The 23,434-nt window shown below is 72.5% G+C and carries 23 protein-coding genes; 12 read left to right on the forward strand and 11 right to left on the reverse strand.

Features of this window, described 5'->3' with window-relative positions; all coding sequences use genetic code 11:
* Nucleotides 1-145: 145 nt before the first annotated feature.
* The 5 genes from AB0P41_RS14600 (at nucleotide 146) to AB0P41_RS14620 (ending at nucleotide 4,455) form a co-directional block, all read left to right on the forward strand.
* Entirely contained in the window at nucleotides 146-793 is a 648-nt protein-coding gene (locus AB0P41_RS14600) for a TetR family transcriptional regulator (RefSeq protein ID WP_365932207.1), read from the forward strand.
* A 143-nt stretch (nucleotides 794-936) separates the two neighbouring features.
* Nucleotides 937-1,602 (forward strand): pyridoxal 5'-phosphate synthase, encoded by a 666-nt coding sequence (locus AB0P41_RS14605; protein WP_356707797.1) that lies wholly within the window; start codon nucleotides 937-939, stop codon nucleotides 1,600-1,602.
* A gap of 67 nt (nucleotides 1,603-1,669) precedes the next feature.
* Nucleotides 1,670-2,578 (forward strand): zinc metalloprotease HtpX, encoded by a 909-nt coding sequence (htpX, locus tag AB0P41_RS14610; RefSeq protein WP_356707798.1) that lies wholly within the window; start codon nucleotides 1,670-1,672, stop codon nucleotides 2,576-2,578.
* Nucleotides 2,579-2,587: 9 nt separating this feature from the next.
* Nucleotides 2,588-3,178 (forward strand): hypothetical protein, encoded by a 591-nt coding sequence (locus AB0P41_RS14615; protein ID WP_356707799.1) that lies wholly within the window; start codon nucleotides 2,588-2,590, stop codon nucleotides 3,176-3,178.
* A gap of 89 nt (nucleotides 3,179-3,267) precedes the next feature.
* Nucleotides 3,268-4,455 (forward strand): NAD(P)/FAD-dependent oxidoreductase, encoded by a 1,188-nt coding sequence (locus tag AB0P41_RS14620; protein ID WP_356707800.1) that lies wholly within the window; start codon nucleotides 3,268-3,270, stop codon nucleotides 4,453-4,455.
* Between the two features lie 9 nt (nucleotides 4,456-4,464).
* Here the strand turns inward: AB0P41_RS14620 and AB0P41_RS14625 are convergent, their stop codons facing one another.
* Both AB0P41_RS14625 and AB0P41_RS14630 read right to left on the reverse strand, forming a co-directional pair.
* Nucleotides 4,465-5,784 (reverse strand): MFS transporter, encoded by a 1,320-nt coding sequence (locus tag AB0P41_RS14625; protein ID WP_365932536.1) that lies wholly within the window; start codon nucleotides 5,782-5,784, stop codon nucleotides 4,465-4,467.
* 67 nt (nucleotides 5,785-5,851) lie between these two features.
* Nucleotides 5,852-6,265 (reverse strand): DUF2809 domain-containing protein, encoded by a 414-nt coding sequence (locus AB0P41_RS14630; protein WP_356707801.1) that lies wholly within the window; start codon nucleotides 6,263-6,265, stop codon nucleotides 5,852-5,854.
* 76 nt (nucleotides 6,266-6,341) lie between these two features.
* Between AB0P41_RS14630 and AB0P41_RS14635 the strand changes: the two genes are divergently transcribed.
* Nucleotides 6,342-7,319 (forward strand): helix-turn-helix domain-containing protein, encoded by a 978-nt coding sequence (locus tag AB0P41_RS14635; RefSeq protein WP_356707802.1) that lies wholly within the window; start codon nucleotides 6,342-6,344, stop codon nucleotides 7,317-7,319.
* A gap of 10 nt (nucleotides 7,320-7,329) precedes the next feature.
* Here AB0P41_RS14635 and AB0P41_RS14640 read toward each other — a convergent pair whose 3' ends face one another.
* The 3 genes from AB0P41_RS14640 to AB0P41_RS14650 all read right to left on the reverse strand — a co-directional run bounded on the left by AB0P41_RS14640 (nucleotide 7,330) and on the right by AB0P41_RS14650 (nucleotide 9,378).
* Nucleotides 7,330-7,791, reverse strand: a complete 462-nt coding sequence (locus tag AB0P41_RS14640) for an ATP-binding protein (protein WP_356707803.1) — start codon at nucleotides 7,789-7,791, stop codon at nucleotides 7,330-7,332.
* A 593-nt stretch (nucleotides 7,792-8,384) separates the two neighbouring features.
* Nucleotides 8,385-8,921 carry an EF-hand domain-containing protein gene (locus AB0P41_RS14645; protein WP_356707804.1) on the reverse strand — a complete coding sequence of 179 codons (537 nt, stop codon included), beginning with the start codon at nucleotides 8,919-8,921 and terminating at the stop codon, nucleotides 8,385-8,387.
* 82 nt (nucleotides 8,922-9,003) lie between these two features.
* Complete coding sequence (locus AB0P41_RS14650) at nucleotides 9,004-9,378, reverse strand: STAS domain-containing protein (RefSeq protein ID WP_356707805.1); 375 nt, start codon at nucleotides 9,376-9,378, stop codon at nucleotides 9,004-9,006.
* A 290-nt stretch (nucleotides 9,379-9,668) separates the two neighbouring features.
* Between AB0P41_RS14650 and AB0P41_RS14655 the strand changes: the two genes are divergently transcribed.
* Together AB0P41_RS14655 and AB0P41_RS14660 are read left to right on the forward strand one after the other, a co-directional pair.
* Nucleotides 9,669-10,250 (forward strand): sigma-70 family RNA polymerase sigma factor, encoded by a 582-nt coding sequence (locus AB0P41_RS14655; RefSeq protein ID WP_356707806.1) that lies wholly within the window; start codon nucleotides 9,669-9,671, stop codon nucleotides 10,248-10,250.
* Nucleotides 10,247-11,530 (forward strand): maleylpyruvate isomerase N-terminal domain-containing protein, encoded by a 1,284-nt coding sequence (locus AB0P41_RS14660; protein ID WP_356707807.1) that lies wholly within the window; start codon nucleotides 10,247-10,249, stop codon nucleotides 11,528-11,530. The genes AB0P41_RS14655 and AB0P41_RS14660 overlap by 4 nt, the downstream gene beginning before the upstream one ends.
* A gap of 22 nt (nucleotides 11,531-11,552) precedes the next feature.
* Here the strand turns inward: AB0P41_RS14660 and purU are convergent, their stop codons facing one another.
* Together purU and AB0P41_RS14670 are read right to left on the reverse strand one after the other, a co-directional pair.
* Entirely contained in the window at nucleotides 11,553-12,452 is a 900-nt protein-coding gene (purU, locus tag AB0P41_RS14665) for a formyltetrahydrofolate deformylase (protein ID WP_356707808.1), read from the reverse strand.
* Nucleotides 12,453-12,480: 28 nt separating this feature from the next.
* Complete coding sequence (locus AB0P41_RS14670) at nucleotides 12,481-12,927, reverse strand: hypothetical protein (RefSeq protein WP_104788089.1); 447 nt, start codon at nucleotides 12,925-12,927, stop codon at nucleotides 12,481-12,483.
* Between the two features lie 174 nt (nucleotides 12,928-13,101).
* Between AB0P41_RS14670 and AB0P41_RS14675 the strand changes: the two genes are divergently transcribed.
* Nucleotides 13,102-14,370 carry an ABC transporter substrate-binding protein gene (locus tag AB0P41_RS14675; RefSeq protein WP_365932213.1) on the forward strand — a complete coding sequence of 423 codons (1,269 nt, stop codon included), beginning with the start codon at nucleotides 13,102-13,104 and terminating at the stop codon, nucleotides 14,368-14,370.
* 46 nt (nucleotides 14,371-14,416) lie between these two features.
* Here the strand turns inward: AB0P41_RS14675 and AB0P41_RS14680 are convergent, their stop codons facing one another.
* Together AB0P41_RS14680 and AB0P41_RS14685 are read right to left on the reverse strand one after the other, a co-directional pair.
* Nucleotides 14,417-15,877 carry a hypothetical protein gene (locus tag AB0P41_RS14680; RefSeq protein ID WP_356707810.1) on the reverse strand — a complete coding sequence of 487 codons (1,461 nt, stop codon included), beginning with the start codon at nucleotides 15,875-15,877 and terminating at the stop codon, nucleotides 14,417-14,419.
* A 167-nt stretch (nucleotides 15,878-16,044) separates the two neighbouring features.
* Nucleotides 16,045-17,427 carry a transcriptional regulator gene (locus AB0P41_RS14685; RefSeq protein WP_356707811.1) on the reverse strand — a complete coding sequence of 461 codons (1,383 nt, stop codon included), beginning with the start codon at nucleotides 17,425-17,427 and terminating at the stop codon, nucleotides 16,045-16,047.
* Nucleotides 17,428-17,682: 255 nt separating this feature from the next.
* Between AB0P41_RS14685 and AB0P41_RS14690 the strand changes: the two genes are divergently transcribed.
* Genes AB0P41_RS14690 through AB0P41_RS14700 form a run of 3 tightly spaced genes read left to right on the forward strand, consistent with a single transcriptional unit; the run spans nucleotide 17,683 to nucleotide 20,863 of the window.
* Nucleotides 17,683-18,360 carry a bifunctional DNA primase/polymerase gene (locus tag AB0P41_RS14690; RefSeq protein WP_365932216.1) on the forward strand — a complete coding sequence of 226 codons (678 nt, stop codon included), beginning with the start codon at nucleotides 17,683-17,685 and terminating at the stop codon, nucleotides 18,358-18,360.
* 38 nt (nucleotides 18,361-18,398) lie between these two features.
* Nucleotides 18,399-19,223: an ABC transporter ATP-binding protein gene (locus AB0P41_RS14695; protein WP_356707813.1), complete on the forward strand. Its 825-nt coding sequence runs from the start codon at nucleotides 18,399-18,401 to the stop codon at nucleotides 19,221-19,223.
* A complete protein-coding gene (locus AB0P41_RS14700) occupies nucleotides 19,220-20,863 on the forward strand; it encodes a transporter (RefSeq protein WP_365932218.1) in 1,644 nt (547 codons plus the stop codon). Before AB0P41_RS14695 ends, AB0P41_RS14700 begins: the two co-directional genes overlap by 4 nt.
* 106 nt (nucleotides 20,864-20,969) lie before the next feature.
* On the opposite strand, the gene AB0P41_RS14705 is transcribed toward AB0P41_RS14700, so the two are convergent.
* Entirely contained in the window at nucleotides 20,970-21,863 is an 894-nt protein-coding gene (locus AB0P41_RS14705; protein ID WP_356708102.1) for an alpha/beta hydrolase, read from the reverse strand.
* A gap of 740 nt (nucleotides 21,864-22,603) precedes the next feature.
* Nucleotides 22,604-23,296, reverse strand: coding sequence for a metal-dependent transcriptional regulator (locus AB0P41_RS14710; protein ID WP_356707815.1), 693 nt, complete (start codon nucleotides 23,294-23,296; stop codon nucleotides 22,604-22,606).
* Between the last annotated feature and the right edge of the window lie 138 nt (nucleotides 23,297-23,434).

Raw genomic sequence — 23,434 nt, forward strand, 5'->3', positions numbered from 1 at the left:
GAGCAATTCCATAAACGGGTGAGTCCGCACGAAAAATGGATCACGACGCTCCCGGAATTGCGCTGTTCACCCCGCCCGCACTGGGGTGTTCCCCATTTGCAGTCGGTCAGATAGCGCCCGGATCACCCCTCGGTAAGCTGACGGCATGACAGGACAAGTACGCACCGTCGACGGCCGCGTGGCTGGTCGGCGAGGTCAGGCGACGCGGCAGAAGCTGCTCGACTGCCTCAGCGAGATGCTCAGCTCCTCGCCGTACCGGGACGTCAAAGTCATCGACGTCGCACGGAAGGCGGGGACTTCACCCGCGACTTTCTACCAGTATTTCCCCGACGTCGAGGGCGCCGTTCTCGAACTCGCCGAGGAAATGGCCAAGGAAGGTGCCGGACTGACCGAACTGGTCGGTGACCGCTCCTGGGTCGGCAAAGCCGGCTGGCAGGCCTCCGAGGAACTCGTCGAGGGATTCCTCGACTTCTGGCGGCGCCACGACGCGATCCTCCGCGTCGTCGAGCTCGGCGCGGCCGAGGGCGACAAACGGTTCTACAAGATCCGCATGAAGGTCCTGAGCTCCGTCACCAACTCCCTGACGGACGCGGTCAAGGAGCTCCAGTCCAAGGGCAAGGTGGACAAGGACGTCAGCCCCGGCGCGGTGGCGGGCTCCCTGGTCGTCATGATGGCGGGGGTCGCCTCGCACGCGAAGAGCTTCTCCACCTGGGGCGTCAAGCAGGCCGAACTCCGGCCGGCCCTCGCCCTGTTGGTGCATCTGGGCATCACCGGCAAGAAGCCGGTCAGGTAGGGGCCGGCCAGGACTCCCCCGCACACGCCGGGCACCGCGCCCCCTTCGCGGCTCCCCACGTCCTGTCTCACCGACGGCGGACCACCCCCTGTGGTCCGCCGTCGGCGTTTCCGCACCGGCGCGGGACGCTGTGGAATGGGCCCATGAGCGATGCACAGAAGGACTTCCGCGACCTGCTCCACGCGCAGCGCGTCTGGGACGTGGCACTCCCCGGCTTCGACCCGTCCACCGCACCCGGCGCGCCCCTCCCCCTCTTCCGCACCTGGTTCGCCGAGGCGGTGGCCGCAGGGCAGACCGAGCCGCACACCATGACCCTGGCGACGGCGGACGCGGAGGGCCTGCCCGACGTACGCACGCTGATGCTGCACGACGCGGACGAGCGCGGCTGGCACTTCGCCACGCACGCCACCAGTGCGAAGGGCCGGCAGCTCGCCGCCCGGCCGTACGCGGCGCTCGGCTTCTACTGGCCCGCGCAGGGCCGCCAGGTGCGCGTCCGGGGCGCGGCCGCCCCCGCGAGCCGGGAGGAGAGCCGTGCCGACCTGCACGCACGGTCCACCGGCGCGCTGGCCGCAGCGCTGACCGGCTCGCAGAGCGAGGTGCTGCCCGCCCACGAGGACCTCGTACGGGCCTCCGAGGCGGCCTGGGAGCGGGCGCGGGCGGAGCCGGAGGCCGAGGCGGAGACCTGGACGCGGTACGTCGTCGAGCCCCGGGAGGTGGAGTTCTTCCAGGGCGACGGCCGCCGTCGGCATGTGCGGCTGCGCTACCGCCGGGACGGGGCGGGCTGGACCCGCGAGCTCCTCTGGCCCTGAGCACTCTTCATACGGTTCCTACCGGAAAGGGGCACTATGGGAGGCAGGCGAGCCGCTGGAGGCACCCATGGCACGCACGCGTTCCCGTTACGCCCCGGACCGGGGCCTGACCACCCGCATGGTGGGCACGATGTTCTTCATCGGCCTGCTGTACGTGGTCCTCGTGGGCGTACTGCTCGCGGCCCTGCGCGGCTCCTGGCCGGTCATCCTGGTGATCACGGGCGGTCTGTTCATCGCCCAGTTCTGGTTCAGCGACCGCATCGCCGCGTACGGCATGGGCGCCCGGGAGGTCACCCCGCAGGAGGCGCCGGAGCTGCACGGTGCGATCGACCGGATCTGCGCACTGGCCGACATGCCGAAGCCCCGGGTGGCCATCGCGCGGAGCGACGTCCCGAACGCCTTCGCGACCGGCCGGAGCGAGAGGACCGCCCTGGTCTGCGCCACGACCGGGCTGCTGCGCAGACTGGAACCCGAGGAGCTCGAAGGCGTCCTGGCCCACGAGATGTCGCACGTCGCGCACCGCGACGTGGCCGTGATGACCATCGCGTCGTTCCTCGGGGTCCTCGCCGGCATCGTCACCCGGGTCGCCCTGTGGGGCGGCTTCGCCCGCAGCCGGGGCAACGACCCCGCGGGCGTCATCCTCATGCTCATCCCGCTGATCAGCGCGGTGGTGTACGCCCTGAGCTTCCTGCTGACCCGGCTGCTCTCCCGCTACCGCGAGCTCTCCGCCGACCGCACGGCCGCCCTGCTCACCGGGCGGCCCTCTGCGCTGGCCTCCGCCCTCACCAAGGTGAGCGGACAGATGGCCAGGATCCCGACGGAGGACCTGCGGAAGGCGGAGCCGTACAACGCCTTCTACTTCGTGCCCGCCTTCGCCGCCAAGGAGAGCCTGGGCCGGCTGCTCTCCTCCCACCCGACCCTCGAACAGCGTCTGGACCAGCTGGCCCGCATCTCCGCCGGCCTGTCCCACCCGTAAGGAGCCTCCGTGGGCCTGCTCGACAGCATCCTGGGCCGCAGCAAACCGGTCCGCCCCGATCTCGACCAGCTCTTCGCCGTGCCGTCGGCCGCGCTCACCCTCCAGGCCGGCACCGGTTTCACGCCGACCGGGCTCGGGTCCGTGTGCTTCGCCGGGGTGGAGGGCGGCACGTTCGCCCGTATCCAGCAGGACGTCCGGGAGCTGCTCGACGCGGACACCGGTCGGGGCGGGGTCCCGGTCGAGTTCAGCCGGGACGCGTACGGCTACACCTGGCTGCTCGCCCGCCAGGAACCCGGTGACGACGGCACGGCCGCGCTGGTCAACGACCTGCACGCGGTCAACACCCTCCTCCAGGACGGCGGCTTCGGCCCTCATCTGCTCTGCTCGATGATCGGATTTCGGAACCCGGAGGGGCGCGCGCTGGCGCTGGTCTACCTCTACAAGAGGGGGACGTTCTACCCCTTCGCCCCGGCACCCGGCGGCGGCGAGAAGCGCGACAACCAGCTGGAACTCCAGGTGCGCGCCACGCTGGGCGACGACCTCCGGGTGGAGGGGGACCTCTCACGCTGGTTCCCGGTGTGGGGCGCTCCGGGGCTGTGAGGGCCGCCGCCGCGGCCCGTGATCATTTCGCAACCGATTCCCGTCCGGACCGGAACCCATCATGTCCATGTCCTATTACGCTCCGGACCATGCCCGAATCGACCCCCGCCCCAGGTGAAGCCCCGACCGCCTCCGTCGACCGCACGGACGGCCGGCCGGTCTATGTGATCGGCGGCGGCCCGGGCGGCCTCGCCGCCGCGGCGGCCCTGCGGGAACAGGGCGTACGAGCGGTGGTGCTGGAGAAGTCCGGCGGCGTCGGGACGTCCTGGCGCAACCACTACGACCGGCTGCACCTCCACACCACCCGGCGCTGGTCGGCGCTCCCGGGGCTGGCGATGCCCCGCCGGTTCGGGCGCTGGGTGTCGCGCGACGACATGGTGCGCTACCTGGAGAAGTACGCCGAGCACCACGAGCTGGAGGTGGTGACGGGCGTCGAGGTGTCCCGGATCGAGCGGACCGCCGACGGCACGGGCTGGCAGCTGAGCGCGACCGGCGGCCGGGTGCTCACCGGACGGGCGGTGGTGGTGGCCACCGGCTTCAACCACACCCCGCGGATCCCGCCGTGGCCGGGGCGCGAGGACTTCACCGGCGAGCTGGCGCACGCCGCGCGGTACCGCGGCCCGGCCCCGTACGCCGGCAAGGACGTCCTCGTCGTCGGCATCGGCAACACGGGCGCCGAGATCGCCGTCGACCTGGTCGAGGGCGGCGCGTCCCGGGTGCGGATCGCGGTCCGCACGGTCCCGCACATCGTGCGCCGCTCCACGGCGGGCTGGCCCGCCCAGGCCACCGCCGTCCTGGTCCGCAGGCTGCCGGTCGGACTCGTCGACCGGGCGGGGAGCGTGCTGTGCCGCGTCTCCGTCCCCGATCTGGCGGCCCAGGGCCTCCCCCGCCCGGACACCGGCCTGTACTCGCGGGTCAAGGAGGGTGCGATCCCCGTCCAGGACGTCGGGCTGATCGACGCGGTGAAGCGCGGCCGGGTCGTGCCGGTGGCAGCGGTCGAGTCGTTCGAAGGGGACGCCGTGGCACTGGCCGACGGCACCCGGATCACCCCGGACGCCGTGATCGCGGCCACCGGGTACGAACGCGCCCTGGAGGGCCTGGTCGGCCACCTCGGCGTACTGGACGCCCGGGGCCGGCCCGTGGTGCACGGCGCCCGCACCCCGGCCGGGGCACCGGGCCTCTACTTCACGGGCTTCACCAACCCGATCAGCGGGATGCTCCGAGAGATGGCGCTGGACGCGCGGAAGATCGCCGCCCGCGTGGCGAGGGCCGGCTGACCGCCGCCCTCAGCGGACGGCCGGCGGCACCGGGGCCGTCGCCCTGCGGCGGATCACCAGGGCCATCAGGGCCGCCGTCGCGCAGAGGGCCCCCGCGGCGTACCAGACGAGGTCGTACGAGCCGGTCACGTCCCGGACCACACCGCCGAGGAACGCCACGAGGGCGGCCCCGACCTGGTGCGAGGCCAGGACCCAGCCGAAGACGATCGCGCTGTCGTCGCCGTACTGCTCCCGGCACAGGGCCAGCGTCGGCGGGACCGTCGCGACCCAGTCCAGTCCGTAGAAGACGATGAAGAAGACCATCGACGGCCGCACCGTCGGCGCCATCAGCATCGGCAGGAACAGCAGCGAGATCCCGCGCAGGGCGTAGTAGACGGCCAGCAGCCTGCGGGCGTCGAAGCGGTCCGTGAGCCAGCCGCTGAAGATCGTTCCGATGATGTCGAAGACACCGATGACGGCCAGCAGGGAGGCCGCCGCGGTGATCGCCATGCCGTGGTCGTGGGCCGAGGGCACGAAGTGGGTACGGATCAGGCCGTTGGTGGAGGCACCACAGATCGCGAACGAGCCCGCCAGCAGCCAGAACGGGCCCGTGCGCGCCGCCTCGAACAGGACGCGTACGGTGCGGGCCGCGGCGCCCGTCGCGGGTGCCGGCTTCTCCACGTACGTGCCGCCGTACGGGGCGAGGCCCACGTCGGCCGGGTGGTCGCGCATCAGGAGCCAGACGAACGGGACGACGACGAGCGCCGCCAGCGCGACCGTCACCGAGGCCGGGCGCCAGCCGTGCTTGTCGACGATCCAGGCGCACAGCGGCAGGAAGACCAGCTGGCCGGAGGCCCCGGCCGCCGTCAGGATGCCGGTCACCAGACCACGCCTGGCCACGAACCAGCGGTTGGTGACGGTCGCCGAGAACGCCATCGCCATCGAGCCGGTGCCCAGCCCGACGAGCAGGCCCCAGTAGAGCATCAGCTGCCAGGACGCCGTCATCCAGACGCTCGCCAGCGCTCCCGTCGCCACCGCGACGAGTGCGACGACCACGACACGGCGGATACCGAACCGGTCCATCAGCGCCGCGGCGAACGGCGCGGACAGGCCGTACAGCGCCATGTCGAGGGAGACGGCGAGACCGATCTCGCCGTACGACCAGTCGAATGCCTCGTTGAGGGGCTCGATGAGGAGGCCGGGCAGGGAGTTGAAGGCCGCGCCGCCGATGATCGTCACGAAGGTGACGGCGGCGACGATCCACGCGCGGTGGATCCGCGGGCGGGAGCGGCGGCGAGGGGCGCGCTCGAACGTCGCGCTGTCGGTTGTCGGGGTCACGCCGCCCAGCATCCGGCCGGCGGCCGTCCCGGGACGAGTGGCCGGGAGGACACTCATCGCAGGAATCGGGCCACCGGGGTCAGGAGCGCCCGGCCCGCAAGCCGCTGTGGACGGCCCAGGCCAGGGCCGCGCCCACCCCGTACCAGAGGAGATCCGGGGCGTTGAACGTCGAACCGAGCACCAGCCGTGCCCACGCGCTCCGTTGGGCCAGCTCGGCCGGTACGCCGGTGAGCTGGGTCAGTTCCACCGCCCAGCTGAAGGCCAGCGCGACGCCCGCGGCCACCGGCGGCCGTACGCGGGGCACGAGGAGGACCACCAGGGCGTGGATCAGCACGGTGTAGAGCGCGTCGCCCGCGTACCCGGACACGTCCCCGCTCGCCGCCGAGCGCACGCCGAGCCCCGCCGCCACGGTCACGAGCGCGGCAGCGGCGGCCCCCGCGCGGACGACGGCGGCCCGGGGAATGGACGCGCGGCCGGCCGGCTTCTCCTTCATGGCCGTTACGTTTATCAGGCCGGAGACGGCCGCACCCAATCCGCGGGATGCTCTCCGCGGGAGAGCAGGAGTCCGCATGCCCCACCGCGTCGTCGTGCTCGCCCTGGACGGGGTGATCCCCTTCGAACTGGGCATCCCGCAGCGCATCTTCGGCCGCACACGCGGCGCGGAGACGCCCGGCGCGGGGGAAAAGCTGTACGACGTCGTGACCTGCTCCGTGCGCCCGCCGGGCCCGGTCCGCACCGACGCCGACTTCAGCATCCTGGCCGAGCACGGCCCCGAGGCGCTCGCCACCGCCGACACCGTCGTCGTCCCGGCCTCGTACGAACTCGGGCCCGTCCACGAGGAGGGCCGGCTCACCGACGAACTGGCCGCGGCCTTCGCGTACATCAGGCCCAGGGCCCGCATGGTCTCCATCTGCACGGGCGGCTACGTCCTCGCCGCCGCCGGGTATCTCGACGGGCGGCCCGCCACAACCCACTGGGCGTCCGCCGACCACTTCCAGCGGCTCTTCCCCAAGGTCCGCGTCGACCCGGACGTCCTCTTCATCGACGACGGGGACGTCCTGACGTCGGCCGGTGTGGCCGCCGGGATCGATCTCTGCCTGCACATCGTGCGCCGCGACCACGGCACCGCCGTCGCCAACGACATCGCCCGCCGCACCGTCGTGCCCCCGCACCGCGACGGCGGTCAGGCGCAGTTCGTCCGGCGCCCGTTGCCCGAGGCGGGGCTCGCCACGACGACCGCCGCACGGACCTGGGCCCTCGGCCGGCTGGACCAGCCGATCCTGCTGCGCGACATGGCGCGGCAGGAGTCGATGAGCGTGCGCACCTTCACCCGCCGCTTCCGCGAGGAGGTCGGCGTGAGCCCCGGGCAGTGGCTCGCGCAGCAACGGGTGGAGCGGGCACGGCACCTGCTGGAGTCCACGGGCCTGTCGATCGAGCAGGTGGCGCGGGACGCCGGCTTCGGTACGGCCACCTCCCTGCGGCAGCATGTGCAGGCCGCGCTGGGGGTGTCGCCCACGGTCTACCGGCGGACGTTCCGCTCGGCCTGAGCAGGTGTCCTCAGGCGCGGGCCCGGTCGCCGGGCTGCTCCTGGATCACCGGGACCATCACCGGGCCGCTCCGGTCGACCTCGCACCAGATCCGCTTGCCCGCACCCTCCGGCTGCCAGCCCCAGCGGTCGGCCAGACCGTCCACCAGCTCCAGGCCGCGGCCGTTGGTGTCCTCGCCCTCCGCGTGGCGCGGCTGGGGCGGACGGCAGCTGGTGTCGGCCACCTCGACCCGCACCGTCCCCGCCGAACCGGCCGGGTTCGCCGAGCCGAAGAGCATCCGCAGCACGGCCGGACAGCCCGTGTGGACCACCGCGTTGGTGACGAGCTCCGAGATCAGCAGGATCAGAGTCTCCGCGAGCGGCTCGTCGTCCTCCATCCCGGACCCGATCAGCCGCGACCGCGCCCATCTGCGGGCCCGTCCCACCTCCGCGGGATCCGGCCCGACCTCCAGCTGAACCTGAAGCACCTGCACCGCTCACACCATCCGAACCGGCGGACACATCGCCTAGCGCCTCCTCAGGGTCACGGAACGTGACTCCACTGCGAGACAGCATGGTTGACGTACAGTCACCGCAACAAGCGCTTCGGGCATATTCCAGCGCGAAGGAGTACGCGTGGTCCATACTGTGCGACGCGTGCTGCGGAGAGTCGAACAGAAGCGCAGCGGCACCCCGGGGACCGAGTCCCCGGCAGGCCCGTCGCAGCTCCGTGGGTCACGAGCAGGGCACCGCGCGCCGGCCGGGGCGGCCACAGGGGCCGTACCCGGATCCTCCGGTTCCAGTACCACTCGCATCCCACGGAGCGTACCCGAGCGCGGGCCCGCGACTCCGCCCGGTGACAGCCCGCCCCGGCGGCGCACCCCCGGTCCGGATGCGGTGCGTCACCCGCTCCGCGCGTTCCGTACGCCTCCGGTCAGCCACGACCACCCCTGACCGTGCACAGCGGCCCGGCCGGGGCACTCCCCGAGCCGGGCCGCGGAAGGCCACGAACTGCTCATGTCGTTGGGCGTGTTGACGCACGGCCACGCGCGGTCACGGTGACCGCGCACCGGCTGTGCCCGCGCGGCTACGCGTCGGGCTCGATCACCGTGAAGTACGCGGAGAAGGCGGCGACCGCCTCCGTCTCGGCGATCCGGCCGTCCTGGTCGGTGTCCAGGCTCCGGGCCGCGACGCTCGCGATGTCGTCCGCGGCACCCAGCACCCGCAGGGCGCGCTCGACCGCGGCGACCGGCGCCGAGGCGGGCCCGGCGCCCTCGGGGTCCGTGCCGGCGGCGACGCCGAGCGCCGCGCGCAGGAAGGGGCGCGCGATCTCCGCGAACCGTTCGGGGTTGTCCCGCAGCCGCTTCACGGCCCCGCCGACGAACTCCTCCCGGGTGACGCGCTGGTCCCCGTCCACGTCGGCGATGCCCGCCATGCCCTGCCAGAAGGCCTCGGCGCCCGTGTAGAGGGACTGGCCACGGTCGCAGCGGGCCGTCGTGCCGAACTCGGCGAGCAGACGGGCCGCCGCGGCGTTGAAATCGGCGCGGTCGATGTAGTCGTTGCCGTCCTGGTCGAAGGCGGCGAAGCGGTGCGCGATCTTGCGCTCGTACTCTGCGCTGTCCATGCGGGGAGCGTACGACGCCGGGCGGCGTCACGTGTCACCGATGGTCGGCAGGGGTGTGACGATTTCGCCCCGGCCCGGCGTCTCAGGCCGTGAGCGGCTGGGACTCGTCGTCGGTGGCCGCGTCCGAGTCCGGGTAGACCTCGAAGAGCCGGCGTACCCCCAGGGCTCCGAGCACCTTGTTGACGTGCGAGCCGTCGACCGCGCCGCGGGCCGGAAGGACGATCCGCAGACGGCCGCCGCAGGACTTCATGAGGCGGCGGGAGGCGATCAGGACGCCGACACCGCTGGAGTCGCAGAAGAGGACCCCGGAGAGGTCGAGGACCACGTCGTGCCGTCCCTCGGCCACCGCCCCGTGGACGGACTGACGCACGACGGGTGAGCTCACGAGGTCGAGTTCGCCGTGGATCCGCAGCACGGTCCACGCGTCCTGCTCGGTCTCGTACACCTTCAGCGTCACGCGACTCGGCCTCTCGTTCCGGGGGCTCCGGAGGATCCGGAAGTTTCCGTTCCTCCTCGCGGCTGCCCGCGTACCCGCCTCGTGAAACGCCCTTCCGCCCACCGGCCTGGCACAGGATTCATCCAGAAATGATCACTTCAGGATCGTTTACGCGGTCAGGAAAAGGCAAGGGGCGAAGCATTCCCTATCATCCGGTGGCACTTGAGGGACGTACTTGCCGCAAAGGTACGTGTCCGGACCAGGCCGCCGACTACATTCGACATGACGAGAGGCACAGGGCTGGGGGCTGGATGGCGAAGGACGCACCACCGCGCTGGGACCGCCGGATGCAGCAGCGGCTGGCGCGTGGCGAGGCGGCCGCCCTCGGTGAGCTCTACGACCGGTTCGCCGCCCTCGTGCACAGCCAGGCCCACCGCATGCTGGACGACGAGGACGCCGCGGACCAGGTGACGCGCGAGGTCTTCGGCTACGTCTGGGAGAACCCCGACGCGTACGACCCCAGGCACGGCTCCATGCGCTCCTGGGTGGCACGGCTCACACACCGCCGGTCCGTGCAGCGCATCCGCAGCACGCACGGCGAGGCCGAGGGGCACGACGCGGACGCGCGGGCGGAGGAGCTGGAGCACCGGGTGCTCAAGGCCACAGCGGCGGCCCGGGCCGACTACATCGTCGCCTCCATGCCCGCGCCGCTGCGCGCCGCCCTGGAGCTCGCGTACGTCCAGCGCCGGGACTACCGGCAGGCCGCCGCGGACCTCGGCGTCACCGGGGACGAGGCCAGGCGCCGGCTGCGGCTCGGCCTCCAGCTGCTCGCCACCGCGAACACCCGGCCCTCGCCCGGTTCGGCGCCGCCCGGATACGGACCGACGCCATGAGCGGCGGCCACTGCGGCGACGGCCGCGACGGGGAGCAGCCGGTCGAGCGGCGCATACCGGGGCCGAGGGCTGCCGCGGACGACCGGGAGAGGCTGCCGCCGGTCCGGCCCGGCGGCTCGGAGCCGCACGAGCCACCCGAACCTCCGGAGCCGCCCGGGCCCCCGGAACCGCCCGCTCCGCAGCTGCCCCACAAGGTCCTCAAGTCCCTCCTCGGCGCCTGGGCCCTGGCCGCCTGCTCCGCCGAGGAGACAGCGGCCGTCGAGGAGCACCTCACCTCGTGCGCGCCCTGCGCCGACGAGGCACTGCGGCTGCGCGACGCGGTGGGTCTGCTGCACAGCGACGGCACCCTCGACCTGGACCCGATGCTCCGTTCCCGGGTCCTGGAGGGCTGCCTGGGCCGCCGCCCCGCGCGCATTCCCGTGCCGACGTGGGCCGCGCCGTACGACGCGGAGACCGCACGGCTCGACGCGCTGCTGCGGGACATCGGCGACTCGGAGTGGCACGCGCCGGTGCGGCTGAAGTGGTTCGAGGACGACCGGCAGGTGAACCGCAAGACCACGGTCGCCGGGGTGATCGGCCATCTCATGGCGGTCGACGGCCTGGTCTCCAGGGCGCTCGGCCTGGACGACCCCCTCGGGAAGGGCGACCAGCCCCTGCCGCCGACCACGCGCACCGAGGCGTACTGGTCGGCCGCCCGCAGGCCGCCGACCCGGACCGTGCGGGAGCCGTGGCGTGACCAGAGCCACTCCCTCGTCCGCACGGTGTCGTTCGCCGGCCGCGGCGTCTCGGAGCTCTCCGTCCCGTACGGCGGCTTCGCCCTCCCGCTGCAGGACTCGCTCCTGGAGCGGGCCTTCGAGTGCTGGGTGCACGGCGGTGACATCGCGGACGCGGTGGACTACCCCTACGAGCCGCCCGCCGCCGCCCATCTCCACCGGATGATCGACCTCGCCGCCCGGCTGCTGCCCGCCACCCTGGCCGCGCGCCGCCGCGCAGGGCTGGCCGCTCCGGCCCGCCACCTGGTCACCGCCGGCTCACCGGGCCGCTCCCTCCACCTGGAGGTCGAGGGCCGCGGTGGCGGCGACTGGTACATCGCACTGGACTCCCCGGCGGCCCTCGGCTCCCCGGACCGCACGGTCGCGCAGGTCGCGCTCGACGGGGTGGAGTTCTGCCGGCTGGTCGCCGGTCATGTGCTGCCGGTGGAAGCCGCGGCGGGCCAGGAGGGCGACCGCGAGGCGATCCGCGACGTGCTGTGCGCCGCGGCGTCCCTCAGCCGGCTCTGAGCCCTCGGAGGACCCACCGGTCCTACGGGAAGACGACCGTACGTCGGCCGTTGAGCAGGATGCGCCGCTCCGCGTGCCACTGGACGGCGCGGGCCAGCGCCTGGCACTCCACGTCGCGCCCGACGGCGACGAGCTGGTCCGGCGTGACTCCGTGCCCGACGCGCTCGACCTCCTGCTCGATGATCGGCCCCTCGTCGAGGTCGGCGGTCACGTAGTGCGCCGTCGCGCCGATCAGCTTCACCCCACGCGCATGGGCCTGGTGGTACGGCTTGGCGCCCTTGAAGCTCGGCAGGAAGGAGTGGTGGATGTTGATGATCCGGCCGCTGAGCTGCTTGCAGAGATCGTCCGAGAGCACCTGCATGTAACGCGCCAGGACGACGAGTTCGACGTTCTCCCCACGGACCAGCTCCAGCAGCTGCGCCTCGGCCTCCGGCTTGTTCTCCCTGGTCACGGGGATGTGCCGGAAGGGGATGCCGTACGAGGCGACGAGCTCGGCGAAGTCCGTGTGGTTGGAGACGACCGCCACGATCTCGACCGGCAGCGCGCCGGTGCGGGAACGGAACAGCAGGTCGTTGAGGCAGTGGCCGAACTTGCTGACCATCAGCACGATCCGCATCCGGTCGCTCGCCCGGTGGATCTGCCACTCCATCCGGAAGGAGTCCCCGATCGCGGCGAAGCTGGCGCGCAGCTTGTCCACGGTGACCGTGGCGTCCGCCGAGAAGTGGACGCGCATGAAGAAGAGACCGGTGTCGTGGTCGCCGAACTGCTGGCTGTCCTCGATGTTGCAGCCGGTCATGAAGAGGTAGCTCGACACGGCGTGCACGATGCCCTGCTTGTCAGGGCAGGAGAGCGTGAGGACGTACTGCTCGGCGGCGGTGTCCGAGGCAGCGGGTACGGATTCGGCGGGCTGCGGCGCGGTCATTCCCGTAGGGTGCCACACCCTTCGCAGGTCACGCCGATCTGGTCATGATGCGGAGCACGTCCAGGGACCGCGGCGGGGTGTCGGGGTCCTCGCCGTCGTTGGTGGCGAGCATCACATGGGCCTCGCGGGCGGCCACCACGGCCTCCTGCCAGCCCGGGTGCTCCAGATAGGCGGAGACGGGCGCGTCGGCGCCTATCTGGTGCATGATGCGCAGCACCCGCAGGGCGGCGACGTCCACTAGGGCGGCCTCGGCGGAGTCGCGGAAGATCGTCCCCACGTACTTCTCGGCGGACCAGTTGTCCAGCCAGGTGTCCTCGACCAGGCGGTACACGGCGTCGGTGACGTCGCCGTACCCCTCCCGGCCGGCGAGCCAGCACTCGTGGTGGAAGACGGGGTCGGAGAGCATGTGCAGCGCCGAGCGCACGTTGCTGCGCCAGCGCCACCACGGCATGTCGTTGAGCGGCATGCCGCCCATGGTGGAGGAGCGACGGCCGCGACGGGAAGTGTTCTCCGAACCTTGCTGCACGGTTGCCGATCGTACGTTCCCTCGCCGGGGCCGTGCGCGGCCCCCCGTAATTCACCTCCACGTCACCCTGCGTTGACCGGAGCACGCTGTGGCGTTACCCGTGAACCGCAAAAGTTCATGCCCATGACCGGATGGCGACGCCTCACCTCCCCCCGCCCCTACAGGCTCCTCACATCGGTGGCGGCCGGGGCACTGCTGGTGTCCGGCTGCGGTGTGCTCCCTGGAGGCCCGGGGGACTCCAGGGAGCCCGTCACCGTCATGACGTGGGCACCCGACACCACCGGAGCCGACACCGTGAACATGGCGGGCATGCCGGCCATGGCCAGGACCTACGCCCGATGGATCAACGAGAAGGGCGGGATCGACGGTCATGAGCTGCGGGTCCTCACCTGCAACGAGCAGGACACCGCGGCCGGCGCGTCGAAGTGCGCCCGTCGGGCGGCCGACGAGGACGTGGCGGCGGTCGTCGGCTCGTACAGCAGGTACGGGCGGGCGTTCCTGGCGCCGCTGGAGGCGGCCGGCATCCCGTACATCGGCGGGTACGGCGCCTCCGCCGACGAGTTCACCAGCTATCTCTCCTACCCGGTCAACGGCGGACAGCCGGCCCTCGTCGCGGGCAACGGGGAGCAGCTCGCGGCCAGTTGTGAGCGGGTGTCGCTGGTGCGGCCCGACACCCTGGTCGGTGACTCCATGCCCGGGCTCCTCGACACGAGCCTCAGCCGCAGCGACCGCCCCGCCTCCTACGACATCAGCGCGGCAGAGGAGGCCACGTCGTACGCGTCCGAGGCGTCCAAGGCGCTCGCCCAGGCCGGCGACGGCTGTGTGACCGCGGTGCTCGGCAAGGGCACGGAGACGTTCTTCGACTCCTTCCGCCGGCTCGAACCCGAGGGCAGCGAGGTGCGGATCTCGTCCGTGCTGGGCAGCGTCGGCCAGGGCCTCATCGACCGGTCGGGCGGCGCGGACAGCCCCTTCGAGGGGGCCCTCGTCACCGGCTGGTACCCGGCGTCCGGCGACGCCCGCTGGAGGGAGATGCGCGACGTGATCACCGAGTACGCCTTCGGGGACGACCGGATCGATCCCGAGGACACGGGCGTGCAGACGACCTGGATCGCGTACACCGCGCTCAAGGCCGTCGTCGAGGCGATGGACCGGTCCGACATCACGGCGGGCGGGATCTCCGTCAGTCTCAACCGCGGCACCGAGGTGGACACCGGCGGCCTCACCCCGGTGCTGCGCTGGCGCTTCCAGGACATGGTCGGCACGGCGGCCTACGGGCGCATCGTCAACGGACGGGTGACGTTCCAGGTGGTCCGCGACGGCCGTCTCACCGCCGCGAAGAAGGGGTTCGTGGATGTGACGGACACCCTCGTGAACGCCCGGTCCGGCGGCTGACGCCCTCCTCCGCCACCGGTGGGCGCCGGGGGCGGAGGAGGAGGCGTCAGAGCTGCGTGGGGGCGTGCTCGGTCAGCCCATACTTCTGCGCGATCTTGTTCCACAGGCTCGACGCAGTGCGCTTCTGGACGGTGGCGTCGCTGCTCGACGCGGCGGCCTTGGCGGTCGCGTCGGTCGATCCGGCCTTGCCCCCCTTGCAGACCTTCTTCTTGTTGTTCTTGGCCTGGCTCGCCCACGTGGCGTAGTGGTCGTCGGCCTCCGCCGACGCCTGCCACGCCTTCGTCAGGGAGGTCTTCAGCTGTTCGTGGGAGGGGAGCTGGTCGACGCTCAGCGCCTCGAGCCGGGTCACGAGCTCCCGGCGCTGCGCGGCGGCGCCCTGCAGATCGGTGACCGCCTGGTCGAGGGCCTTGCACTCCTTGATCTTCTCCACCGCGCCGATCACCGCCGAGCGGCTGTTGTTGCTGTCCGCGAGCAGCTTGTCGAGCTCCACGGCCTGCGGCTGCGCGGGGTCGTCCGCCTTCTTCTCGGAGGGATCGGACGCGGGCGAACTCTGCGAGGCCACCGTCTGCTTGTCGTCCGAGGGGCTCTCGTCGCCCCCGCTCATCAGCGCGCCCGCGCCGAGCCCGATGACGGCGCAGCCGACGACGACGGCGGCGATCAGCGGGATGGCCGCGGACCGCTTGCGCGGCGCGTCCCCGCCCTGGGCCGGCTCCTGCGGACCGTTCCCGCCGTGCCCGCCGTGGAAGCCCTGAGGACCCGGCTGGGCGCCCTGCGGCGGCTGCTGGGCGCCCGGGTGGGGCTGGTACGGCTGCTGGGGGCGCTGCTGTCGGGGCGGCCCGTCGAAGCGGGGCATCTGCTGCGTGGCGCCCGCGGGCTCGTCGCTGCGGAAGAGGCTGTCGAACTCCGCGGGCGGCTGCCGGTCACCCGGGGTTCCCGGCCGGATCCCGTACGGGGCGCCGCCGGGAACCGGGGGTATGTACTGGGTCGCGTCGGCGTCGGACGGCTGCGCGGGGGCGGGTGACTGCCCCAGGTAGCGGGTGGACTCCGCCGGGAGCTCGGGCGGCAGCCCTCCGGGGAGGTGGCCGCCGGGCACGGGCGCGATGTACTGCGTGGCGTCCGCGTCCCCGCCCCGCACCGTGCCCTGCCCGGGCGCGGCGGCCTCGGGCGGCAGGGGCTGGGCGTACGGCTGCTGCTGGTGCTGCTGGTACTGGCCCTGCTGGGGCGCGTACTGCTGCTGGTACTGCCCGTGCTGCGGCTGCTGGTACCCGCCCTGCTGGTGCTGCTCCGGCGGCAGCTGCCCCGGCGTCGGGCCGTCCTGGTGCGCGGCCTGTGGCCCCCAGGGCCGGCCCCACGGCTGCCCGCCCGCGGGGACGGCCTGGTCCGGCTGCCCGCCCGCCGGTCCCCCCGCGTTCCAGGGGGCACCGCCCTCCGGGGGCAGCACGACACCTTCGTGGGCGTGCCGTACAGCGGGAAGCTGCGGCTCGTCACCCTGTCCGCTCTGCGTCACCGGGACTCCTACGTGTGAAACGTGTGAACCTATGGAACGTCGGCTCACGCTACCGGGTGCCCGGAGCCCCGCGCCAAGCGCCCAAGAGCCTCACCACCCCTTCACACAGGGGGTAACACCTGGGGCCGCCACGGCGCTGTTCATGGTCAACTCGCCGAAGACGCCGGTCAGGCGGCCTGGAGCTCCAGCCTGGCGCCGAACTCACGGACCGCCGGCTCGTCCGCGTACGGCTCGAACCGCTGCTGGAGATCATCGAGATATTCGGCACCCCGGCTGGAGCGCACCGTCCCCAGCAGCTCCATCGCCCGCAGCCCCGTGTGGCACGCCTGCTCCACCTCACGCTGCTGGACCTGCGCCGAGGCCAGCAGCACCAGGCCGATGCCCCGGCGCCGGGTCCGGGACTCCGGGAGGGCCGCCAGGGCCTCCTTCGCCCGCCGGGCGGCCGGCTCCGCCTGCCCCAGGTCCCGGTGGCAGTGCGCCAGTTCGTCGGCGAGGTAGCCCGCGTCGAAGTGCGCGATCCAGGCCGGGTCGTCGCCCTTCTCCGGCTCGGCCTGCTCCAGGGCGGCCAGCGCCCGGCCCGCCGCGGCCTGGCAGGTGCGGGCATCGCCCATCAGCGCGTGGCCCCGGGCCTCCGCCGCGTGGAACATCGCCTCCGCCCGCGGGGTCACGCGTCCCCGCGCACCCTCCTGCGCGGCCCGCGCCAACTGGGCGATCTCGCGCGGATTGCCGAGCTGCGCCGCGAGATGACTCATCGACGCGGCCAGCACATAGCCCCCGTAGGCCCGGTCGCCCGCGGCCTGGGCCAGACGCAGCGCCTGGATGTAGTACCGCTGGGCCAGTCCGGGCTGCCCGGTGTCCACGGCCATGTAACCGGCGAGCTCAGTGAGTCTGGCGACCGCGCCGAACAGCTCCCGGCCGACCGATTCGCGGTACGCCCCCGAAAGGAGCCCGGACACCACGCTGTTGAGGTAGTGCACCAGGACGGGGCGCACATGTCCGCTGCCGAAGCGGTGGTCGAGGTCGACGAGCGCGGCCGTCATCGCCCGCACCGCCTCCACGTCCGGCATGCCGACCCGGTTCCCGGAGGTCCGCGCCACCTGCGGGTCGGCGCCTGTGATCAGCCAGTCGCGACTGGGCTCGACCAGGGCGGAGGCGGCCACCGCCGATCCGGACAGCAGGTCGCGGCGGCCCACGTCGCTGCGCCAGAGCTCACAGACCTGCTCGACGGCGCCGAGCACCGTGGGCGCGAACTGCAGGCCGACACCGGAGGCCAGGCTCTTGCCGTTGGCCATGCCGATCTCGTCGATCGTGACCGTGCGGCCGAGCTTGCGCCCGATCGCCTCGGCGATGATCCCCGGCGCCCTGCCGCGTGGCTGCTGTCCGCGCAGCCAGCGGGCCACCGACGTCTTGTCGTAACGGAGATCGAGCCCCCGCTCCGCGCCGACCATGTTCACCCGGCGTGCGAGACCGGCGTTGGAACACGCCGCCTCCTGGATGAGCGTCTGGAGCCGTTCGTTCGGCTGACGGGCGACGAGAGGTCTGGCTGCCATATTTCCCCCTGGGACCGCAGTGGTTCGGTGCTGGAATCACTGCCCGGCACGGCACGAGAAATGCGCATATTCATCTGTATCGGGTACGAGTGGTGGCGAGTTGGCGCAGTCCTGCACCTGGTTACCCGCACACCGGTGTGTTTCCTCCCACGCGCCCCCGGCCGTGCATCCGTGCGCCCCGCATGCAGGATCGATCCCTCCCGAAGGACGCGCACGCGCCCGTAACCCCTGGTGGCGGCGGGAGTTGAGCGGGGCGTGGAAGAGCCCATCGGAGTGACGGAAGCCGCCCGGATCCCCCGACAGCGGAGTGAACAGCTGCTCGAGGCCGCGGCCTGGTACGCCCAGGAGCGGCACTGGGACGTGTTCCCCGGCACCTGGCTCGACGCCGCCGGGGGCACGGAGCGCTGCTCGTGCGGTGACGCCGGCTGCGCCGCCCCCGGAGCCCATCCCACCCGGTCCGACTGGGCGGGCCAGGCGACCGGCAGCGCCGCCGCGGCCCGCAGGATGTGGGCCAGGCAGCCCGGGTCGTCGGTCCTGCTGCCAGCGGGCCGGACCTTCGACGCCCTGGACGTACCGGAGTCCGCCGGCTTCCTGGCCCTCGCCAGGATGGAGCGCATGGGCCTCACGCTCGGCCCGGTGACCCGGACCCCTGACCGCCGGATGGTGTTCTTCGTCCTGCCGGGCGCGGCCGCCAAGGCACCCGGACTCGTACGGCAACTGGGCTGGGACGCCGGGGCGATCGGCCTGACCGGGGCCGGCGAGGGGCATTACGTCGCCGCACCGCCGACCCGGGTGGCCGGACGCGGCGCCGTGCAGTGGGCCCGCAGGCCCTCCCGCGCCGATCTCTGGCTGCCCGACGCGGAGGAGCTGATCAGCCCGCTCGCGTACGCCTGCGCCCGGGAGGCGGCCGACGCCCGGACACGTCTTTCGTAGGGTGTTCCCCACACGTGGGGATATCGAAAGGCAGTGCCATGCCGGACCAGGCGGACAGCGCGGGCAGGACGGACATCGCGGGCGGGGCTGCGACGCCACCGCCCGCCGTACGGGTCGAGGGGCTGTGGAAGCGGTTCGGGGAGCAGGTCGCGGTCGGCGGGATCGATCTGGAGCTGCCGGCCGGCAAGTTCATCGGTCTGGTGGGTCCGAACGGCGCGGGGAAGACGACCACTCTCTCGATGGTGACCGGGCTCCTCAGGCCCGACATGGGGCGGATCGAGGTCGCCGGCCACGACGTGTGGCGCGACCCGGTCGAGGTGAAGGCCCGGATCGGGGTGCTGCCGGAGGGTCTGCGGCTCTTCGAGCGCCTCTCCGGGCGTGAACTCCTCGGCTACACCGGGCGCCTGCGCGGACTTCCGGGCGCCGAGGTCGACAAGCGGGCCACCCAGCTGCTCGATGTGCTGGATCTCGCGGGGGCGCAGCACAAGCTGGTCGTCGACTACTCGACCGGGATGCGGAAGAAGATCGGGCTGGCGTCCGCCCTGCTGCACAACCCCGAAGTGCTGTTCCTCGACGAGCCGTTCGAGGGTGTCGACCCGGTGTCGGCACAGACCATCCGCGGGGTGCTGGAGCGCTACACCCGCTCCGGCGCGACCGTGGTCTTCTCCAGCCATGTGATGGAGCTCGTCGAGTCCCTCTGCGACTGGGTGGCCGTCATGGCGGCGGGGCGGATCCGCGCCCGGGGCACGCTGGACGAGGTGCGCGGCGACGCGGCCTCCCTGCAGGACGCCTTCCTGGAACTGGTCGGCGCGGGCTCCCGTGACACCGGGGACTCCCTGGACTGGCTGGGCGGTGCCCGATGACGGTGCTCGACGCCCCCGCAGGTTCCGCCGTCCCCGCCGTGCCCGGCCAGGGCATCGTCCCCGTCTTCGTACGGCTCAAGCTGACGCTGCTGCGCAACGGACTGCGCCAGTCGTCCGGGCGCCGGGCCGCCTATGTCGCGTCCCTCGTGCTCACCCTGCTGTTCGCGGTGGGCCAGGTGATCGGCCTGGTCGCGCTCCGCGGCCACGCCCAGGCGGGCACCCTGGTGGTGCTGCTGACCGCGGTGGTGGCGGTGGGCTGGGCGGTGATGCCGCTGTTCTTCCCGAGCGGTGACGAGACCCTGGACCCGAGCCGGCTGGTGATGCTGCCGCTGCGGCCCCGCCCCTTGATCGGGGCGCTGCTGGTGGCCTCGCTGATCGGCATCGGCCCGCTCTTCACGCTCGCCCTGGCCTTCGGTTCGGTGATCGCGGTGGCGCACGGCGCCGCGGCGGTGGCGTTCGGGGTGGTCGCCGTGCCGCTGACGCTGCTCGTCTGTGTGGCGCTGGCGCGGTCCGTCGCCACGGCCAACATCCGGCTGCTGACCTCGCGCAAGGGCCGCGACCTCGCGGTGCTCAGCGGGCTGGTGATCGCGGTGGGCATCCAGTTCGTCAACTTCGGCGCGCAGCGTCTCGGCCGGGCGGGCGGGCTGTCCTCGCTGGAACCGGTCGCGGACGTGGTGCGCTGGCTGCCGCCGGCTTCGGCCCTGGGAGCCGTGGGGTCCGCTTCGGAGGGGTCGTACGGGGCGGCGCTCGGTCAGCTGTTGGTCTCGTTGCTCACGCTGGGCGGCCTGATGTGGCTGTGGCAGCGGAGCCTGGTGAAGCTGATGACGTCACCGGACGGCTCCACGCTCGCCGCCGCCGAGCCGTCGGCCCGCCGCTCGGGGGCGGACCGCTCCGGGCTCTTCTCGCTGCTCCCCGACGGGCGTACGGCAACGGTGATGCAGCGGAGCCTGCGCTACGTCGTACGGGATCCGAAGACCAAGGCGTCCTGGGTGACGGCTCTGGCGATCGGCCTGATCGTGCCGGTGCTCAACGCGGTGCAGGGGACCGGGTCGGTCTACTTCGCGTGCTTCGCGGCCGGGATGCTCGGCATGCAGATGTACAACCAGTTCGGGCAGGACACGTCCGCCTTCTGGATGGTGGCCCTCTCCGTCTCCTCGACCCGGGACGCCTATGCCGAACTCCGGGCACGCGCGCTGGCGCTGCTGCTGATCACCCTGCCGTACACGGTCGTGGTGACGGTGGTGACCGCGGCGGTGCTCGGGGACTGGGCGGCGCTGCCGGGGGTCATGGGGCTGTCGTTCGCCCTGCTGGGCGCGATGCTGGCGACGGGCGCCCTGGCCTCGGCCCTCTTCCCGTACTCGATCCCTCAGGACGGGGCGTTCAAGAACGTCGTGCCGGGGCAGGCCGGGCTCGCCTGGATCTCCATCCTCGGCGGCATGGTCGCGGCCGCGGTGCTCAGCGGGCCGGTGATCGGGCTGACGATCTGGATGCACGTGGCGGACCATCAGGACCAGTTGTGGCTGCTGCTGCCGGTGGGGGCGGCCTACGGTGCGCTCATCGGATGGCTGGGCGTGCGGCTGGCGGCGCCGCGCACGGCGGACCGGCTCCCGGAGATCCTGGCGGCGGTCAGCAAGGGCTGAGGGGCCGGCTCCCAGGGCGGGGCGTCCGGGCCGGCCTCCCGGGATCAGGGGCTCACGGACCCTCCCGGCCGTCCCGGTCGTCCCGGTCGTCCCGGTCGTCCCGGGATCAGGGGCTCACGGCCTCCCGGTCGTCCCGGAAGCCGTCGGAGAGGCGCTCCAGGAAGGGCTCCACCGCCCGGCGCCAGCCCTCCGGCCGGTTGTAGTGGACGAGGTGGCCGGCGTCCTCCACCTCGGCGTACTGCCCGCGCGGCAGGACGCGGACCATCTCCTGGGCCTCGGCCCTGCCCAGCTCCCCGTCGATCCCGCGCAGGACCAGGGTGGGGCAGCGCACCTGCGCCAGCTCCTCCCAGTGGGCGTCGTAGACCCAGGTGGCCCGGGACGTCAGCATCTGCTCCTGGGAGAACACGGGCCGCCAGCCGTCGGCGCTCTCGGCCATGACCTCGGCGAAGAACTCACCGCGGGAGGGGTTGGGCCGCTCCACCCAGGGGTCGTCCTCACCGAACCACTTCCGTACGTCGGCGAGCGTCGCGAAGGGGAGCGGCCAGGTGTTGAACCAGTCCGCCCATTCACGCTGGGATGCCGCCCCGAGCGCGGAGGCCCGCATGTCGCAGATGATCAGCGCCTTGACGAGATCGGGACGCTTCGCGGCGAGCTGCCAGGCGGTGAGCGCACCCATCGAGTGCCCGATCAGGGTGACCGGCCCGAGGTCGAGCTGTTCGATCGCGGCCTCGGCGTCCGCGACGTAGGCATCGCGGGTGTACGGCCCGTCGGCCGGCTTCTCGCTGCGCCCGTGGCCGCGCTGGTCGAGGCCGACCGGGCGGTGGCGCTCGGAGAGCCAGCGGGCGGTGGAGGCCCAGTGTGTGGCCCGGCCCATCAGCCCGTGGAGCATTAAGATCCCGGGGGCCTGTCCGGCCTCCGCGCGCACTTTGGGCGGATCGGCGAACTCCCAGGCCGCGAGGCGTACGCCGTCCGATCCGGTCACATCGATGCGCCGCACCATAGGTTCTGGCACCCCCTTCTGGTCCTCGATCACCATGTGTTCGCGCGTGCCAGACTATCGAACCTTTATTCGAAAACCCGCTTCTGGCTCGCAACATCCCACGTTTGAGTGACAGTGGTTCAGGATTGACGAAGGCTCCCCAGGGGAGACCTTCTCCGGGAAGCGGACCGCTCGGGGACAGGGGTCCGCGGGGACTGACCTGAAGAGCTCGGGGCTCCAGGTCAGCGCAGGGGAGGACCGGCCCCGGCGCCTTCGGGCGCCGGGGCCGTCCCCTCTTCCGTCACGGACGGATCCGCACTCCCGGCGGACCGCCGGAGCCGTCCCGCCGGCCGCCCGAGCGGTGCGGAGGCCCACCGGCGCGATTCGAACACCCGGCCCGGCCGTGGCCGCACCGCGGGGCACGACACCGGAATGCGGCGTGAAGCCATGGGGACGCGTGCGGGTGAACACCCCGGGACGCGTACGGGCGCCCGGCGTACGGGCGCCGGAAAGCCCGGCAGTCACCCCACGGTGCACATGCCAGTGCGACGGGCGCATTCCCTGCTCCCTCCCCGACCGCCCGGCAGACTCTGCCGGCACCCTCAGGTCATAGGCCTGGCCACAGCCTGGCACGCGTTTCGCCCGGGCGCTGCGATTCCGGGCGGAAAACAGAAACCGGGCTTACCGGTTCACATCTGCACGTGCATCCGCACCGGCGCCTGCACTCGCGGGCAGGGCACCGGTGCATGGAAACGCCCTGCTCAGCGCTTGGCGACGAAGACGTGCGAGGCGACCTCGGAGTCCAGCTCGGCCGCCTCACCGCTGGATCCGACCAGCACCCCGCCGGCCGACTCGGTCACGCTGACGACCGAACCGGGCTGCACCCCCGCCCGCCGCAGCGAATACATCAGCTGTGCGTCGGTCTGGATCGGCTCACCGATCCGGCGCACCACGACGGTCTTGCCCTCCGAACCCGGGTCGAGCTCGGCCAGGCTGACCATGCCCTCGTCCAGGAACGGATCGGCCTCGGCCTTCTCGCCCAGCTCCTCCAGACCCGGGATCGGGTTCCCGTACGGGGATTCCGTCGGGTGCCGCAGCAGCTCCAGGACCCGGCGCTCCACGGCCTCGCTCATCACGTGCTCCCAGCGGCACGCCTCGGCGTGGACCTGCTCCCACTCCAGGCCGATGACGTCGACGAGCAGACACTCGGCGAGCCGGTGCTTGCGCATCACCCGTGTCGCCAGGCGGCGCCCCTCCTCGGTCAGCTCCAGATGGCGGTCCCCCGCGACCTGGACCAGGCCGTCCCGCTCCATGCGCGCCACCGTCTGGCTGACCGTCGGACCGCTCTGGTCCAGCCGTTCGGCGATGCGGGCGCGCATGGGGACCACGCCTTCCTCTTCGAGCTCGAGGATGGTGCGGAGATACATCTCCGTGGTATCGATCAGTCCGGACATACGTGCCCCTCGATGCTGTGACATGAAGTCGTCGTGCGATGGCCCTCCACCAATTCTGACGCATGGCACCGACAACCGTGCCCCGCCGTCGTGACTCCGTGCCGGCGGGCGGCCCGGAGCGCTATTGACAGTCCACTG

The sequence above is a fragment of the Streptomyces sp. NPDC079167 genome (genome assembly GCF_040686735.1).
Classification (GTDB): Bacteria; Actinomycetota; Actinomycetes; order Streptomycetales; family Streptomycetaceae; genus Streptomyces.

Coding starts and splice junctions, on each gene's coding strand:
- AB0P41_RS14600 (WP_365932207.1), top strand. CDS start 146: ATGACAGGACAAGTACGCACCGTCGACGGCCGCGTGGCTGGTCGGCGA.
- AB0P41_RS14605 (WP_356707797.1), top strand. CDS start 937: ATGAGCGATGCACAGAAGGACTTCCGCGACCTGCTCCACGCGCAGCGC.
- htpX (WP_356707798.1), top strand. CDS start 1,670: ATGGCACGCACGCGTTCCCGTTACGCCCCGGACCGGGGCCTGACCACC.
- AB0P41_RS14620 (WP_356707800.1), top strand. CDS start 3,268: ATGCCCGAATCGACCCCCGCCCCAGGTGAAGCCCCGACCGCCTCCGTC.
- AB0P41_RS14625 (WP_365932536.1), bottom strand. CDS start 5,784: ATGCTGGGCGGCGTGACCCCGACAACCGACAGCGCGACGTTCGAGCGC.
- AB0P41_RS14630 (WP_356707801.1), bottom strand. CDS start 6,265: ATGAAGGAGAAGCCGGCCGGCCGCGCGTCCATTCCCCGGGCCGCCGTC.
- AB0P41_RS14635 (WP_356707802.1), top strand. CDS start 6,342: ATGCCCCACCGCGTCGTCGTGCTCGCCCTGGACGGGGTGATCCCCTTC.
- AB0P41_RS14645 (WP_356707804.1), bottom strand. CDS start 8,921: ATGGACAGCGCAGAGTACGAGCGCAAGATCGCGCACCGCTTCGCCGCC.
- AB0P41_RS14655 (WP_356707806.1), top strand. CDS start 9,669: ATGGCGAAGGACGCACCACCGCGCTGGGACCGCCGGATGCAGCAGCGG.
- AB0P41_RS14660 (WP_356707807.1), top strand. CDS start 10,247: ATGAGCGGCGGCCACTGCGGCGACGGCCGCGACGGGGAGCAGCCGGTC.
- purU (WP_356707808.1), bottom strand. CDS start 12,452: ATGACCGCGCCGCAGCCCGCCGAATCCGTACCCGCTGCCTCGGACACC.
- AB0P41_RS14670 (WP_104788089.1), bottom strand. CDS start 12,927: ATGGGCGGCATGCCGCTCAACGACATGCCGTGGTGGCGCTGGCGCAGC.
- AB0P41_RS14675 (WP_365932213.1), top strand. CDS start 13,102: ATGACCGGATGGCGACGCCTCACCTCCCCCCGCCCCTACAGGCTCCTC.
- AB0P41_RS14685 (WP_356707811.1), bottom strand. CDS start 17,427: ATGGCAGCCAGACCTCTCGTCGCCCGTCAGCCGAACGAACGGCTCCAG.
- AB0P41_RS14695 (WP_356707813.1), top strand. CDS start 18,399: ATGCCGGACCAGGCGGACAGCGCGGGCAGGACGGACATCGCGGGCGGG.
- AB0P41_RS14700 (WP_365932218.1), top strand. CDS start 19,220: ATGACGGTGCTCGACGCCCCCGCAGGTTCCGCCGTCCCCGCCGTGCCC.
- AB0P41_RS14705 (WP_356708102.1), bottom strand. CDS start 21,863: ATGGTGCGGCGCATCGATGTGACCGGATCGGACGGCGTACGCCTCGCG.
- AB0P41_RS14710 (WP_356707815.1), bottom strand. CDS start 23,296: ATGTCCGGACTGATCGATACCACGGAGATGTATCTCCGCACCATCCTC.